Source organism: Sphingomonas immobilis (assembly GCF_030580995.1).
Taxonomy (GTDB): domain Bacteria; phylum Pseudomonadota; class Alphaproteobacteria; order Sphingomonadales; family Sphingomonadaceae; genus Sphingomonas; species Sphingomonas immobilis.
On record NZ_JAUQSZ010000018.1, the window covers coordinates 62,789 to 78,436 of the forward strand.

At 66.9% G+C, this 15,648-nt stretch carries 9 protein-coding genes; 5 read left to right on the forward strand and 4 right to left on the reverse strand.

Annotation, left to right across the window (positions count from 1 at the left end; translation table 11 throughout):
• The first annotated feature begins 484 nt into the window (after positions 1-484).
• Positions 485-2,038 (forward strand): PAS domain-containing sensor histidine kinase, encoded by a 1,554-nt coding sequence (locus Q5H94_RS20080; RefSeq protein ID WP_304563044.1) that lies wholly within the window; start codon positions 485-487, stop codon positions 2,036-2,038.
• 2 nt (positions 2,039-2,040) lie between these two features.
• Here the strand turns inward: Q5H94_RS20080 and Q5H94_RS20085 are convergent, their stop codons facing one another.
• Positions 2,041-3,315 carry a dipeptidase gene (locus Q5H94_RS20085; RefSeq protein ID WP_431312200.1) on the reverse strand — a complete coding sequence of 425 codons (1,275 nt, stop codon included), beginning with the start codon at positions 3,313-3,315 and terminating at the stop codon, positions 2,041-2,043.
• A 91-nt stretch (positions 3,316-3,406) separates the two neighbouring features.
• Here Q5H94_RS20085 and Q5H94_RS20090 point away from each other — a divergent pair, with 91 nt between their 5' ends.
• A complete protein-coding gene (locus Q5H94_RS20090) occupies positions 3,407-4,999 on the forward strand; it encodes a M28 family metallopeptidase (RefSeq protein WP_304563045.1) in 1,593 nt (530 codons plus the stop codon).
• A gap of 4 nt (positions 5,000-5,003) precedes the next feature.
• On the opposite strand, the gene Q5H94_RS20095 is transcribed toward Q5H94_RS20090, so the two are convergent.
• The 3 genes from Q5H94_RS20095 to Q5H94_RS20105 form a co-directional block, all read right to left on the reverse strand.
• Positions 5,004-5,726: a DsbA family protein gene (locus Q5H94_RS20095; RefSeq protein WP_304563046.1), complete on the reverse strand. Its 723-nt coding sequence runs from the start codon at positions 5,724-5,726 to the stop codon at positions 5,004-5,006.
• Complete coding sequence (locus tag Q5H94_RS20100; RefSeq protein ID WP_304563047.1) at positions 5,726-7,087, reverse strand: M48 family metalloprotease; 1,362 nt, start codon at positions 7,085-7,087, stop codon at positions 5,726-5,728. Before Q5H94_RS20100 ends, Q5H94_RS20095 begins: the two co-directional genes overlap by 1 nt.
• Positions 7,088-7,344: 257 nt before the next feature.
• Positions 7,345-10,044 carry an Rne/Rng family ribonuclease gene (locus Q5H94_RS20105; RefSeq protein ID WP_304563048.1) on the reverse strand — a complete coding sequence of 900 codons (2,700 nt, stop codon included), beginning with the start codon at positions 10,042-10,044 and terminating at the stop codon, positions 7,345-7,347.
• Between the two features lie 503 nt (positions 10,045-10,547).
• Here Q5H94_RS20105 and Q5H94_RS20110 point away from each other — a divergent pair.
• The 3 genes from Q5H94_RS20110 (at position 10,548) to prfB (ending at position 15,647) form a co-directional block, all read left to right on the forward strand.
• Entirely contained in the window at positions 10,548-11,807 is a 1,260-nt protein-coding gene (locus Q5H94_RS20110) for an N-acetylmuramoyl-L-alanine amidase (RefSeq protein ID WP_304563049.1), read from the forward strand.
• A gap of 114 nt (positions 11,808-11,921) precedes the next feature.
• A complete protein-coding gene (locus tag Q5H94_RS20115; RefSeq protein WP_304563050.1) occupies positions 11,922-14,459 on the forward strand; it encodes a penicillin-binding protein 1A in 2,538 nt (845 codons plus the stop codon).
• A gap of 60 nt (positions 14,460-14,519) precedes the next feature.
• Positions 14,520-15,647 (forward strand): peptide chain release factor 2, encoded by a 1,128-nt coding sequence (gene prfB, locus Q5H94_RS20120; protein ID WP_304563051.1) that lies wholly within the window; start codon positions 14,520-14,522, stop codon positions 15,645-15,647.
• The last annotated feature ends 1 nt before the right edge of the window (position 15,648 follow it).

Sequence of the window (15,648 nt, forward strand, 5' to 3'; positions counted from 1 at the left end):
CGATCATCCCCCTATGCCGGAAGATGCCGTCATCCATTGCTTCGCGACCGAAGCGCGCAAAGTGTAGGCTGGATGATACGGTGCCCATGTTCCTGCCTTCAACTAGCCAATTCCGCCACTTCGGAGTATTCCGTACCGGAAAAGCGTGCCTGGACCGGGCTTCAATTTGACCGCTCTGCGGCGGGTTTCTGTGGCGCACCATTACGGTCGCTCCCTCTCTCGTCGCTAACTTAGGTCAATCCACACGGCAGTTCAATGCGCCGCCGCAACGATATTGCCGATCTGGGCCATAATCCGGCTGTCTGTTCATAAGATACCGTCCCAAGCTTTGGATATCGTTGTACAACAAGCCCGCGCCTCCGCTGTCCGATCCGGCCCTGAAAAACCCTACCCAAAACGGGCCAGCGTGGCCAGACGAGGATTGGGCGCTGACGGTTTCGAAATACTTTGGAAATATGGTTGCTAACCCCCTAACCTCACGATCATGCACGAGGAATCCATCGGACTAAAGGCCGAATCGGTGCCTATGGAACGCGAAGCGTTGCTGACGCTCGCGATGGAGGTACACGGGCTCGCGACGTTCGACTGGGACGTGCCCGGCGGCGCGATCCACTGCACGATCGATGCCGCCGCGCCGCTGGAAACCCAGTCTGCACCGATCACCGATTTCCAGGGTTGGACGGAGCGCGTCGAGCCGAGTGATGTGGCGGCGGTCAGCGCCGCCGTGGCCGCGGCCGAAGGCGAGCGGCGCGACCGCGTCGCCTTCCGCTACCATTTCCGCCGCATCGACGGCTCGCTCCGCACGATCGAGGCGACCGCGCGCTGCCAGTATGACGCGGCGGGCAGGATCGTCCGCCTTTCCGGCATCAGCGCCGACGTCACCGAACGCGAGGCACGCGAGGCTGAACTGATCGCGCGCGAGGCGCAGATGCAGTCGATCCTGCAGGCGATCCCGAGCGCGATGGTCGTCATCGACGATCACGGCGCGATCCGCCGCTTCAGTCCCGCCGCCGAGGCGCTCTTCGGCTACGAGGCAAGCGAAGTGCTGGGCGAAAATGTCGCCGTGCTGACGCCCGATTCGATCTACGATCTCCACGACGGCTATCTGAAGCGCTACCGTGAAACCGGCGAACAGCGCGTCATCGGCATCAATCGCGCGGTGGTGGCGCGCCGCCGCGACGGCACCGAATTTCCGATGGAACTCAGCATCGGCGAGGCGCTGGTCGATGGGCAGCGGCTGTTCACCGGCTTCATGCGCGACCTGTCCGATCGCCACGCCGCCGAACAGACCGCCGAGGATTTGCGGAACGAACTCGTCCAGGTGAGCCGCGTGACGGCGATGGGCGAGATGGCAGCCAGCCTCGCGCACGAGCTCAACCAGCCGCTTGCCGCCACCGCCAATTTCCTCGCCGCCACCAAGCTGATCGTCGAGCGCGGCGGCGATATCGGCCGCATTACCGATCTCGTCGGCCTCGCCAACGAACAGATTCAGCGCGCCGGCCACATCATCCGCAACATCCGCGAATTCATCGCCAAGCGCGAGGTCGAGATCGGCATAGAACCGATCGAAAAGACGATCCGCGATTCGGTCGGCCTTGTGCTTGTCGGCGCGGCGCGGACCGAGGTCGAGGTGCGCTTCGCCTTCCACCAGACCAGCGATCTGATGGTGGCGGACCGGGTGCAGATCCAGCAGGTCATGGTCAATCTGCTCCGCAACGCGAGCGAGGCGGTGCAGAAGCTGCCGCCGCTCAGCGCGCGGATGATCCTGATCTTCGTGCGCGACGCGCCGGAGGACATGATCGAGATCACCGTCAGCGATACCGGCGCCGGTATCGATCCGAGCGTGATCGACAAGCTCTTCACAACCCCCGTCCCCACCACCAAGGGCGCGGAGAGCATGGGCGTCGGCCTGTCGATCTGCCGGCGCATCGTCGAGGCACACGGCGGCACGCTGACCGCAGAGAACCGCTACGCCGGCGGCGCGACCTTCCGCTTCACCGTGCCCGTTGCGACGACGGTAGAGCGCGACGACGGCTGACGCTACTTCTCGGCTGGCAACACCGCCGTCGCCGGCAACTCGCCCGCCATCCCCTTCGCGACGCCTTCCGCCGTTGCCATCACGCGCAACACGTTGCCGCCGGCGAGCTTGGCGACGTCCTTGTCGCTCCACCCGCGCCGCATCATCTCCCCCAGCAGCGCCGGATAGGTCGAGACATCGCCCAGCCCCTCGGGCAGCGCATTGCCCACCCCGTCGAAGTCCGATCCGATGCCGACGTGATCGACCCCGGCCACCCTGGCGATATGATCGATGTGATCGGCCACCATCGCGAGCGTCACTTTCGGCGCAGGATGGGCCCTTTCCCACTCCGCCATCGCGGCGGCGGCCTTGTCGGGCTGCCCGATCAGCAGGCCGCCATAGGGTGGCGCGTTGAGGCGGGTGCGCTCCGCCGCCCGGTCCGCCGACCAGCGCCGGTAGTCGTCGGACACGTAGTTGAGCGCGTAGTTCACCATCACCACGCCCCCGTTCGCCGCCACCAGCTTCAGCACCGCGTCCGAAACATTGCGCGGATGATCGTCGAGCGCGCGCGCCGAGGAGTGCGAGAAGATGACGGGCGCCTTCGACACCGCGAGCGCGTCACGCATCGTGCCCTCGCTGACGTGGCTGAGGTCGACCAGCATCCCCAGCCGGTTCAGTTCATGCACCACCGCCTTGCCGAACGGCGTCAGCCCGCCGTGCTTCGGATCGTCGGTGGCCGAGTCCGCCCATTCGATCGTCTTGACGTGCGTCAACGTCAGATAGCCCGCGCCGAGAGCGTGATAGGCACGCAAGACCGACAGCTTGCCGTCGATCTGTCCGCCGCCCTCGACCCCGATCATGCTGGCGATGCGACCGCTGGCGTGGATGCGGCGCACGTCGTCGGCGGTGCGCGCCAGCGCGAACGCCTCCGGGTAGCGCGCGACGATCTGCTTCACGAGGTCGATCTGCTCGAGCGTCTCCTCGACCTGCTGCAGGCCAGGCTCCGCGGCGTCGACATAGACCGACCAGAACTGCCCGCCGACCATGCCCTTTCGCAGCATCGCGATATCGGTGTTGTAGCGCTCCGGCTTCACCGCGCCGAGCCCCGAACGCAGATCGAGCGTCCAGCGCTTGTCCTTCTCGCGCTCGCGCAGCGTTTCGGGCCAGTCGTTATGCCCGTCGATCAGCGGCGTCTCCTTCAGCACGCGGGCGACGCGCGCCGGAATGTCGGACTGCGCGGTGGCGGGCGCGGCGATGAAGGCCGCGGCGAGGAGCAACTGAAGGATAGGTTTGGACACAGGCATTTCCCCTTTTCCCGGCAGCTTAGAGCAACGGAAGCGGACGGCAATGTCTCGACAGGGCGCGGCGCGGCGCATAGCATCCGCCGCCATGAAGCGTATCCTCCCTCTCCTCCTCGCCGCCACGCTGCTGCCCAGCGCCGCACCGGCTCCCGCATCCCGCGCAGATGCCTGGTGGACCGACATCGCCAACATCGCCAGCGACGACACGCAGGGCCGCCAGACCGGATCGCCCGGCTATCTGAAGGCGGCCGACTACGTGATGAAGCGCTTCAAGGAGATCGGCCTCGCGCCCGCCGGCGAAAACGGCAAATTCACCCAGAGCGTCGCCTTCGAGCAGCAGGTCATCGACCAAGCCGGCTCCTCCGCGGTGCTGATCGGGCCCGACGGCAAGGAAACGCCGTTCGCAATGGGCGACAATTTCGTCATCTCGGCGGGCGGTGCCCGCCGCGCACCGCTGACGGACGCACCAATGGTGTTCCTCGGCTACGGTCTCAGCCTGCCCGCCTTCGGGCATGACGATTTCGCCGGCGTCGATCTAAAGGGTAAGGTCGCAGTCGTCTTCGCGGGCGGCCCCGCCGACATTCCCGGCCCGGTCAAGGCCGCAAACCGCAACGCGCGCACGAAGCTGCTCGCGAAGCTCGGCGCGGTCGGGCTGATCTCGCTCGTCACGCCCAAACAGATGGAGATCCTCTGGTTCCGCTCGACGCTTCTCGCCAAGCAGCCGGGCATGTACCTCGCCGACGACAAGCTGCGCGAGACGCCGACCGGCTGGCTCGGCGCGAGCGTCGATCCGTGGGAGAACAGCCGGCTCTTCGCGGGCTCCGGCAAGCGTTACGCCGAGATCGCCGATCTCGCCGACAGCAACGGCGCGCTGCCGACCTTCCCGCTCGCGCAGCGGATCCGGGTAAAGCCGGCGGCACGCGTGTCGCCGGTCACGTCGCCCAACCTCGTCGCCAGGCTCGACGGATCGGATCCGAAACTGAAGGGCGAGTATGTCGTCATCTCCGCGCACCTCGATCATCTCGGCGTAGGGGCGGCGATCAACGGCGACACGATCTATAACGGCGCAATGGACGATGCCTCGGGCGTCGCCTCGGTGCTCGATATCGCCGCGCAGTTGAAGAAGGGCTCGCGCCCGAAGCGCACGATCCTGTTCGTGATCGTGACCGCAGAGGAAAAGGGCCTGCTCGGCTCGCATTATTTCGCCAACAAGCCGACCGTGCCGAAGGCGAACATCGTCGCAGACCTGAATTTCGACATGCCGTTGCCGCTTTGGCCACTCAAGACCGTGCTGGTGCAGGGCGAGGGCGAAAGCACGCTCGGCGACGTCGCGCGCGCCGCCGCCGCCAAGCAGGGCCTAGCGCTCACCCCTGATCCCCTGCCCGATCGCAACAGCTTCGTGCGCACCGATCAGTTCAGCTTCGTGAAGGCGGGTGTGCCGGCGCTGTCATTCAAGTTCGGCTTCCAGAAGGACACGCCGGAATTCAAGATCGAGCACGACTGGCGCGCCAACCGTTATCACTCGCCTTCGGACGATCTGCTGCAACCCGGCGTGCTGAAGGCCGAGGCGGTGAAGCTGAACGATTACGTGGCGAACGTCGCGGCGATGACGGCGAATGCCCCCGCCCGCCCGACCTGGCTGCCGACGAGCGTGTTCAACCCCGCGAACGCGGCGAAGTAACGAGTCAGCTCTTGGCGCGCGCGCGCGCCACCAGCCGCTGCAGCTCCGCCAGCGGCATCGCCGAGGAAACGACGCGGTTGCCGATCACCCAGCTCGGCGTGCCGGTCAGCTTCAGTTGCTGGGCGATGCTCATGTTGGAGGCGATCTCGGCATCGGCTTTGGGCGTGAAGGCCGCTGCGCGCCCGGCATCGAGCCCGGCCTTCTTCGCCGCCGCCGCGATCGTATCGGCGGAGACCGAACCACCGGCATAGAGCGCGTCGTGGAAGGCGCGGAACTTGCCCTGCTCGGCGGCGGCGAGACTCATCCGCGCCGCCTGCCCACTGCTTTCCCCCAGCACCGGGAATTCGCGGTAGACGATGCGCAGCTTCGGGTCGCCCGCCAGCAATTCGTCGATCACCGGCAGCGACGCGCGGCAATAGCCGCAATTGTAATCGAAATATTCAACGATGGTGAGGTCGGGCGCGGCCGCGCCCTGCCACGCGCTACCGACCGGTTCCAGGATCGCCTTGCGGTTGTCGGCGATGACGGTCGCATGTTCCTTGTCGCGCAACGCCTCCATCGCCTCGGGCAGGATCTCGGGGTGCGACAGCATATAGTCGTGCACGATGCCCTCGACACGCGCGCGGTCCCCGGCCGGCACGCGGACGAGCGCGCCGCCGAAATACATGGCGATCCCGCCGATCACGATGCCCAGCAATCCCGCGAGGGGTAAAGTCCAACGGCTCATCAGCGCTTCTTATACTTCTGGGGATTGTCTTCCATGTCGTTCTGCGCCGCCATCGCGATGTCCTGTGCGCGGATCCAATCGACCGAGTTGGGCGGCAGCCCGCCGAGCGCGGCCTTGGCACTGTAGCCTGCGCGGCGCAGGTCACCGCTGAGGCTCGCCTGTTCAGCGGCGGCGAGCATCGCGCGAGGCTCGTCGCCGATGCGTTCGTAGACGGTGCCGAGCTGATACCAGGCGAAGGGATTTTCGTCGTCGCGCGCGACGGCGGTGCGCAACACGCGCACGGCCTCCGGGTAATTGGCCTTGTCCTCGGTCGCGATCAGCGCATGCCCGAAGGTCGTCGCGATCAACGGCGAATTGCGCGACGTCTCGGTTGCTTCGCGTAACGGTGCCAGGGCCAGCGCCGGCTTCCCTGCCTCCAGCAGGATCTGGCCCTTGATCTCGAGGAAATAGGGATCGTGCGGCGCGGTCGCGACCAGCGCATTGACCTCGGCATCGGCGCGATTGGGATAGCCCGCCTTGTGCCACGCATAGGCGCGCGCATAATGCGCGTACGGCGACTGGTCGCTGTCCGGGTAAAGGTTCAGCGTCGTCTTGTATTCGGAGACATAGCCGCGCAGCTTGGCCTTCACGCGCTTGAAACGCTCCTCCAGCGCGGGATCGAGCGGGTTGTTGTACGCGGGCGAGGCCGTAACGTCGGCGGTCAGCGCGGCGATACGTTCGCCGCTGAGCGGGTGGCTCTGCGCATAGGCGTCGATGTTCTGCAGGCCGACGGCATATTCCTCGCTCTGCAGCTTCTTGAAGAAGGCAAGGAAGCCCTTGCCGCTGATCCCGGCCGTGCGCAGATATTTGGCGGCGGATGCGTCGGCGGTCGCTTCCTGCACGCGCGTGAAGGCGGCGAACTTGTACGCGGCGGCGGTCTGGCCGGCCGAGAGGATCGCGGCGCCCGCATCGCCCGCGCCCGCCGCCATCGCGGCGATGCCGAGCACCATCGACAGCAGCGAAATGCCGATCGCCGGCTTCGCGCCGGCATCGGCGAGGACGACATGGCCGTCGGCGATATGGCCGATCTCATGCGCGATCACGCCTTGCACCTGATTGGCATTGTCGGCGGCGGCGATCAGGCCCGAATGGACGTAAACGGTCTGCCCACCGACGACGAAGGCGTTGATCGAATCATCGTTGATCAGGACGACCTTGACGGTGTTGGGCGACAGCCCCGCCGCGATGATGATCGGGCGCGACATATCGTTGAACATCGCCTCGGTTTCGGCATCGCGTAGGATCGATTGCGCGGCCGCGGGCTGCGCGCCGATCAGGAGCGAAGCGGCAAAAGCCGCGACGAAGCGTTTGAATCCCTTCATGCCGCCGAGCTTACCCCTCTCCCGCATCCGACGCGAGAGCGTTGGCGCGCGCAACGTGAACGGCGGGTGAAGGCGGACGCTTCCGGCTTTCTGATCGCCGGCGAAGGCCGGGGTCCAATTGGCATAGCGATGGTAACGAAGCGTCACGCTCCAGTATCAAGACCGTTCTAACTGGATCCCGGCCTTCGCCGGGGAACGGCTTTTGCATTGCGGCAGGCGGACGGGCGGGACCGCGCGAACGGCCCCGCCCTCTTGGATCACGCCCCGAAGGTGCGCTGCCACCAGCCGCGACGCGCGCTGCCGGCCTCGCCCGGATCGGGATCGATCGCAACCGGCGCGGGCGCAGGCTCGGCAGTCGCCGCTTCCGGCTCGGGCGCGGGCAACGCATCCGTCGTCGCTTCCGGCGGGCTTTCGGCGAGCGGGATCGCCGCCGCATTGGCCTCGGCCGCCGGCGCGGCGGACTTCTTGCTACGCGCGGCGCGCTTCGGCTTGGCCGGAGCCTCCTCCGCTACCGGTGCCGGCTCTTCGGGCAAGGTGGTCGCCGCCTTGGCGCGGCGGGCGCGCTTCGGCTTGGCAGTCGCATCTTCGGGCGCGGCTTCTGCGACGACCGGCTCGGCGACGGCTTCGACCGGTGCAGCCTCGACGTCAGCCGTCTTGCGGCGGCGCGAGCGCTTGGCCGGGGCGGCGGGTGCCTCCTCGGCTTCGGCGGCCGGCACATCGGCAACGGCTTCGGTAGCAGGTGCTTCCTCGGCTACGGCCTCGACGCCCTCTTCCGAAAGCGCCTCGGCGCCGGTCTCGCCCTCGTTGCGACGACCGCCACGACGACCGCGACGGCCACGGCGGCGACGACCGCCCTCGCCTTCAGCCTCTGCGGTTTCGACCGGAGCCGCTTCCACGCTCTCGCCGGCTTCCGCCGCCTCGGCTGCGTCCGCAGCGTCATCCGCCGCATCCTCGGCGACTTCGGCTTCGGTGCGCTCGCTGTCGGGACGGTTGCGACCGCGACGGCCGCGACGGCGACGACGCTTGCGGCGGGCATCGCCCTCGGCCTCGGTCTCGCCTTCGGGGCGCTCGGCACGCTCGCGCGGTTCGCGGCGCGGCCGCTCCTCGGCGACGACCTCCTCCTCTTCCTCGTCGATCTCTTCATCTTCGATCTCATCCTCGATGTCGTCGTCGACCTCGATCATCGGCGTGTCGAAGCGCGGTGCGTAGGCGGGCGGCGGGCCGGATGCCTCGACCGACATGCGCGCGCCCTCGGCCTCGCCGTCCGACGCGACCTCGATCGACACGCCGTAGCGCTCCTCGATCTCGGCGAGCTCCGCGCGCTTCTTGTTGAGGAGGTACATCGCCGCTTCCTGGCTGGCGCGCAGCAGCAGGATCGAACCGCGACCGCGGGCGGCCTCGTCCTCGATCAGGCGCAGCGCCGACAGGCCCGCCGACGAGGCGGTGCGGACGAAGCCCGAGCCTTCGCAATGCGGGCACGGCCGCGTCGAGGCTTCGAGCACGCCGGTGCGCAGGCGCTGGCGGCTCATCTCCATCAGACCGAAGGACGAAATGCGGCCGACCTGGATGCGGGCGCGATCGTTCTTCATCGCCTCCTTCATCGCCTTCTCGACCTTACGGACGTTGGACGAATGATCCATGTCGATGAAGTCGATCACGACGAGCCCGGCCATGTCACGCAGGCGGAGCTGGCGGGCGATCTCGGCGGTAGCCTCGAGGTTGGTCGCGGTCGCGGTCTGCTCGATATTATGCTCGCGCGTCGAGCGGCCCGAGTTGATGTCGATCGACACCAACGCCTCGGTCGGGTTGATGACGAGGTATCCGCCCGACTTGAGCTGCACCACCGGGTGGTACATCGCCGAAAGCTGATCCTCGACGCCGGCGCGCTGGAACAGCGGCACCGGGTCGCTGTAATGCTTCACGCGCCGCGCGTGGCTCGGCATCAACAGCTTCATGAATTCCTTGGCCTGACGGTAGCCGTCATCGCCCTCGACGATCACCTCGTCGATATCCTTGTTGTAGATATCGCGGATCGCGCGCTTCATCAGGTCGCTGTCGCCGTAGACGAGCGCGGGCGCGCTGCTGGCGAGCGTGGTCTCGCGGATGCCGTCCCACAGCCGCGCGAGATAATCGAAGTCGCGCTTGATCTCGACCTTGGTGCGCTGGAGGCCCGCGGTGCGCACGATGCAGCCCATCGACGGCGGCAGCTTGAGGTCCGCCATGATCGACTTGAGGCGCTTGCGGTCGCCCGCGTTCGAGATCTTCCGGCTGATGCCACCGCCGTGCGACGTGTTGGGCATCAGCACGCAATAGCGGCCGGCGAGCGACAGATAGGTCGTCAGCGCCGCGCCCTTGTTGCCGCGCTCTTCCTTGACGACCTGCACCAGCAGCACCTGACGGCGGCGGATGACGTCCTGGATCTTGTAGCGGTGGCGCAGCGACGTGCGGCGCTCGCGCAGATCGTCGACCGCCTCGTCGGCGGCGCTGCGCTTGCGGCGGCTGCGCGTGCGGCCCGAATCCTCGGCTTCGGCCTCGGCGCCGGCACCGCCGTCGTCTTCGAAACGCTCGACCGATTCCTCGTCCTGCTCGAAACCGTCCTCATCGACGTCGCCTTCCAGCGCGTCCTCTTCGGCATCCTGCTCGGCACGCAGCGCGGCTTCCTCGGCGGCATGCTCGGCTTCTTCGCGCAGCAAGGCCTCGCGGTCCTCGCGCGGGATCTGGTAGTAATCGGGGTGGATTTCCGAAAACGCCAGGAAACCGTGGCGGTTGCCGCCGTAATCGATGAACGCAGCCTGCAGCGACGGCTCGACGCGCGTCACCTTGGCGAGATAGATATTCCCCTTGAGCTGTTTCCGCTCAGCGGATTCGAAGTCAAATTCCTCGATCCGGTTCCCTTTGACGACGGCCACGCGGGTTTCCTCCCGGTGGCGTGCGTCGATCAGCATACGCATGGTCATGTATAAATCTCCGGGCGCGCGGGCCTGTGCCTGTGGGGCCGCTCCGCGCGCGATGTTGGTACGATCCCGGCGGCGCGGCGATGCCGACGCTTCCGGTTTCGTTGATTGTGAGAGTGAATGCCTCTGCTCGCTTGGCACGCCCGGGCGCGTGGCCCTGGGCACCCGCAACGCTCGCCGAACCGCCGGCGAAAGCCGGGCGGTGCGAGGGTTGGGGGAAATGCATCATGCGAACGTCAACCTGAATGGCCTTCCGTGCAGGATAAACGCGCGGACCGGCCGGATCGACCGGCGCCTTACGCAAAACCCTGCGCAGACCGGTACTTCCATGAGCCTAGCACCACATACCAGCGGCAGCAACCGGCACGTTGCAGGCGCGAAACGTGCCGCAATGTTTGGCAAAGAAGCGATTAACCGCGCCGCTTCATCCTAAACTTATCGGGGCCTGCCAGAAACCATTTCAGAAATAGACGAACCGAATCTTAGAACACTGGGACCCCCCGCCCATGCCTTTTCACTGGACCGGCCGCCTGCCGGCGCGGCAATACAGCCGTGTGTCTTTCGTACTTGCTTTGCTGGCCTGCTGGTTTGCGGGATCGCCCGGTTGGGCGGCCTCGGTCGAACGTGTCGACGTGCGGCCGGACCGGATCGTCATCCGCTTCGACGACCATGTCGGCAAGGCCTCGTCGTTCCTGCTGGCGGGGCCGCAGCGCATCGCCGTCGACGTCGACGGCGCGAGCATCGGCCGGAAGCTGAGCGCGTCCGGCCTCGTCACCGCGATCCGGCAGGGGCCGCGCGGCGACACGGGGGTACGCATCGTGTTCGATCTCGCCCGCCCCGCCGTCGTCAGCAGCGGCCGGTTCGGCAACGACGGCCGCGACCTGACGATCGCGCTCAAGACGGTCGACGACGCGACTTTCGCGCGCGCCGCCAACGAGGGCCGGCTGCGCTTCCTGCCGCCGTTCGCCTTCGGCACCGACGTGGCCGCGCCGCGCCCGAAATATCACCTCGCGATGGCGGTCCCCGCATCGAGCCGCACGCTGCAACTGCCGCGCATCGACGGCGACGATGACAGCCGCCCGCTGGTGGTGATCGACGCCGGGCACGGCGGGCAGGATCCGGGCGCGATTTCCCCGGACGACGGCCGCCGCGAGAAGGACGTGACGCTGCGCATCGCCAAGGCGATCCGCGCCGAACTGCTCGCCTCGGGCCGCGTGCGCGTGGCGCTGACGCGCGAGGACGACCGCTTCATCGTGCTGCAGGAACGCTACGGCATCGCGCGGAAACTGCACGCCGACCTGTTCATCTCGGTGCATTGCGACAGCGTCGGCTCGGGCGACGCGACCGGCGCGTCGGTCTACACCTTGTCCGAAGTCGCCTCCGACAAGGAATCGGCACGGCTGGCGGCGCGCGAGAACCGCGCCGACATCATCGCCGGGGTAAACCTCGCCTCGACGTCCGCCGACATCTCCTCGATCCTGATCGACCTGACGCAGCGCGAGACGATGAATTCCTCCGCCAGCTTCGCCCGCCTGCTCGGCCGCGAGGCGCAGCCGCTCATTCCGGTGAAGCCAAATTTCCACCGCATGGCCTCGCTGATGGTGCTGAAGGCGCCCGACATGCCCTCGATCCTGTTCGAGACGGGCTATATCTCCAACCCGCGCGACGCCGCCTTCATCGACAGCCCCGACGGCCGCAAGAAGATCGCGGAAAGCGTGCGCAAGGCGATCGACGTGCATTTCGCGAGACGGCTGGCGAGCAACTGAGCCTTTCCCTTTCTTAGCCTCCTCCCGCTTTCGCGGGAGGGGGAAGAGAAGCAGAAGTGGGAAGAAGGGAGCCCACTGGCGTCCCACCCAAAACTTGCTAGAGCCTGCGGCATAATGGCCGATGATGATTCCAGCGTGAAAATGCGCCTCCGTCGCCCGAAAGATGGCCCGCGCGGACCGATCGGCCGGCTCTGGGCGCGTTGGTGGGTGAAGGCGCTGGTGGTGCTCGCCGTGCTGGCCGGCATCGCCTATGCCGTGTTCTTCGCGCTGTTCATGCGCGATCTGCCCTCGGTCGACAAATTGACGACGTACGAGCCGCCGCTCCCTACCAACGTGCGCGGCAACGACGGTATGCCGATCCACAGTTACGCGCGCGAGCGCCGCGTGGAACTGAGCTACGACGAATATCCGCCGCTGCTGGTGCGCGCTTTCCTCGCGGCGGAGGACAAGACCTTCTTCTCGCACCACGGCGTCGATTATTTCGGCGTCGCCTCGGCGATGTGGGACAATCTGCGCAGCTCCAAGCGCGCGCGCGGTGCATCGACCATCACGCAGCAGGTCGCCAAGAACCTGCTGATCGGCAACGAACACAGCTATGCGCGCAAGGTGCGCGAGGCGATCCTCGCCTTCCGCATCGAGGATACGCTGTCGAAGCAGAAGATCCTCGAACTCTACCTCAACCAGATCGCATTGGGCCGCAACGCCTTTGGCGTGCAGGCGGCGAGCTACGCCTATTTCGGCAAGGATCCGAGCCAGCTCGACCTCGCGCAATACGCCTATCTCGCGATTTTGCCGAAGGGCCCGTCCAATTACGATCCCGACCGCCATGCCGAGCGCGCGCTGGCGCGGCGGCATTACGTGCTGAAGGAGATGCTCGACAACGGCTTCATCACGCAGGAGCAATATGCCCAGGCCGATGCCGAGCCGCTCGGCACCGTGCCGCGCCAGACGCCCAAGACCGAGGTCGCCGGCACCGGTTACTTCGTGGAGGAAGTGCGCCGCCAGTTGATCGACAAGTTCGGCGAGGATGCGGCCGGGGGCCCGTACAGCGTCTATGCCGGTGGCCTCTGGGTGCGCACCTCGCTCGACGAGAAGCTGCAGGACTATGCGCAGACCGCCTTGCGCAACGGCCTGCTCCGCTACGATCGCGGGCGCGGCTGGGCCGGGCCGATCACCCATGTCGAGATCGACGGCGACAGGTGGCAGTCGGCGCTGCTCAACACCAATATCGGTCTCGATTTCCAGGATTGGCGCGCGGCGATCGTCATCTCGGTCGGCGGCGGCGAGGCACAGCTCGGCTTCGCCAACAGCGAGACCGGCACGCTGCCAGCATCGGGCGCGCAGATGCCGGTGCGCGGCGTCGGCGGCACCGCCTTCGCGGCCCTGAAGCCCGGCGACATCATCGCCGTCGCGCCGGAGGGCAGCGGCTTTGCCCTGCGCGCCATCCCCAAGGTATCGGGCGCGTTCGTCGCCGAGGAACCCTCGACCGGGCGCGTGCTGGCGATGCAGGGCGGCTTCGACTTCCGCCTGCAGGCATTCAACCGCGCGACGCAGGCGATGCGCCAGCCGGGATCGACCATCAAGCCGATCGTCTATGCCGCCGCGCTGGAGGGCGGGATGACGCCGGCCTCCGTGATCGTCGACGGGCCCTATTGCGTCTATCAGGGCGCGCGGCTGGGCAACAAATGCTTCCGCAACTTCGGCAATCAGGGCGGGTCGGGCTCGCACACGATGCGATGGGGCGTGGAACAGTCGCGCAACCTGATGACGGTGCGCGCCGCCGCGCAGACCGGCATGCCCAAGGTCGTCAGCCTGATGGACCGCATCGGCGTCGGCAAATACCCGCCCTATCTCTCCTTCGCGCTGGGTGCGGGCGAGACCACCGTGTCGCGCATGGTCAACGCCTACACGATCCTCGAAAACGGCGGAAAGGCGCACCAGCCGACACTGATCGATTTCGTGCAGGATCGCCACGGCAAGGTCATCTGGCCGGAGAACTGGCGCGGGTGCGAGGGCTGCAATGCGCCCGACTGGAACGGCAAGGCGATGCCGCGCCCGCAGAGCCGCGGGAAGCAGGTGGTCGATCCGCTGAGCGCGTATCAGATGGTCCATATCGCCGAGGGCGTCGTCACGCGCGGCACCGCCGTCGTGCTGCGCGATCTCGACCGGCCGATGTTCGGCAAGACCGGCACCAATTCCGGCCCGACCGACGTGTGGTTCATCGGCGGCACGCCGCAGATCATCGGCGGTCTCTACATCGGCTACGACACGCCCAAGTCGCTCGGCGGCTATGCGCAGGGCGGCACGGTCGCCGCGCCGATCTTCAAGGAATTCGCGATCAAGGCCTATGAGGGCCTGCCCAAGATCCCGTTCCGCGCGCCCGCCGGCATCCGTATGGTCCGCATCGACCGCCAGTCGGGCAAACCGGTGTTCGGGGCCTGGCCGACCGACGACCCCAAGTCCGCCGTGATCTGGGAAGCCTTCAAGCCCGAAAGCGAGCCGCGCCGCGTGTTCAAGCGCGGGGAGCCGCTCGATCCGGCCGTCGCTGCAGCGGCAGCGGCCGCCGCCAGGGCCAAGGCCGCACAACAGGCGGATCAGCAACAGAACCGCCGCGACAGCGATTTCTTGCAAAGAGAGGGCGGGATTTACTAACCGCGTCTTTTGGCGGATGGCGCGCCCCGCACTACATCTAGGTTTTTTGGAGTATCCCCCATGCGCGCCGAAGCGCAGGCTCATATCGACTCGATCAAGGACTCGCTCGCGCTGCTGCGCCGCTTTCTCGACTGGGATCGCGCGCTGCGGCGGCTCGACGAGCTGAACGCGCGCGTCGAAGACCCGACGTTGTGGAACGACGCCAAGGCCGCGCAGGACGTGATGCGCGAACGCCGCCGCCTCGACGAGGCGATCGGTGCCACGCGCGCGATCGAGACCGAATTGTCGGACACCGCCGAACTGATCGAAATGGCCGAGGCCGAAGACGACACCGAGATGGAGACCGAGGGCGTCGCCGCGCTCGCCGCACTCGCCGCCAAGGCAGAGGTCGACAAGGTCAAGGCGCTGCTCGCAGGCGAGGCCGACGGCAACGACACCTATATCGAGGTCAACGCGGGGGCGGGCGGCACCGAGAGCCAGGACTGGGCGGGGATGCTCAGCCGCATGTATTCGCGCTGGGGCGAGCGCCACGGCCTCAAGGTCGAACTGGTCGATCAGCATTCGGGCGAGCAGGCCGGGATCAAGTCGGCGACGCTCCTCCTCAAGGGGGAGAACGCCTATGGCTATGCCAAGACCGAGAGCGGCGTCCACCGCCTCGTCCGCATCAGCCCTTACGACAGCGCCGCGCGCCGCCACACCAGCTTCGCAAGCGTGTGGGTCTATCCGCTGATCGACGACAATATCGACGTGCAATATAACGAGAGCGACCTGCGCATCGATACCTATCGCGCCTCGGGCGCGGGCGGGCAGCACATCAACACCACCGATTCGGCGGTGCGCATCACGCACATTCCGACCGGCATCGTCGTCCAGTGTCAGAACCAGCGGTCGCAGCACAAGAACAAGGCCGAGGCCTACAACCAGCTCCGCGCCAAGCTCTACGAACGCGAATTGCAGATCCGCGAGGCTGCCGCCAACGCCGAGAATGCCACCAAGACCGACATCGGCTGGGGCCACCAGATCCGTTCCTACGTGCTGCAGCCCTATCAGCTGGTGAAAGACCTGCGCACCGGCGTCACCTCGACCAGCCCGTCCGACGTGCTCGACGGCGATCTCGACGCCTTCATGGCCGCCGCACTGTCGCAGCGGGTGACGGGCGAGACGGTCGAGGTGGAGGACGTCGACTAGG

Bases quoted from the DNA above. Each gene is read 5' to 3' on its own strand.
- Q5H94_RS20080 (WP_304563044.1), top strand. From the start codon at position 485: ATGCACGAGGAATCCATCGGACTAAAGGCCGAATCGGTGCCTATGGAA.
- Q5H94_RS20090 (WP_304563045.1), top strand. From the start codon at position 3,407: ATGAAGCGTATCCTCCCTCTCCTCCTCGCCGCCACGCTGCTGCCCAGC.
- Q5H94_RS20095 (WP_304563046.1), bottom strand. From the start codon at position 5,726: ATGAGCCGTTGGACTTTACCCCTCGCGGGATTGCTGGGCATCGTGATC.
- Q5H94_RS20100 (WP_304563047.1), bottom strand. From the start codon at position 7,087: ATGAAGGGATTCAAACGCTTCGTCGCGGCTTTTGCCGCTTCGCTCCTG.
- Q5H94_RS20105 (WP_304563048.1), bottom strand. From the start codon at position 10,044: ATGACCATGCGTATGCTGATCGACGCACGCCACCGGGAGGAAACCCGC.
- Q5H94_RS20110 (WP_304563049.1), top strand. From the start codon at position 10,548: ATGCCTTTTCACTGGACCGGCCGCCTGCCGGCGCGGCAATACAGCCGT.
- Q5H94_RS20115 (WP_304563050.1), top strand. From the start codon at position 11,922: ATGGCCGATGATGATTCCAGCGTGAAAATGCGCCTCCGTCGCCCGAAA.
- prfB (WP_304563051.1), top strand. From the start codon at position 14,520: ATGCGCGCCGAAGCGCAGGCTCATATCGACTCGATCAAGGACTCGCTC.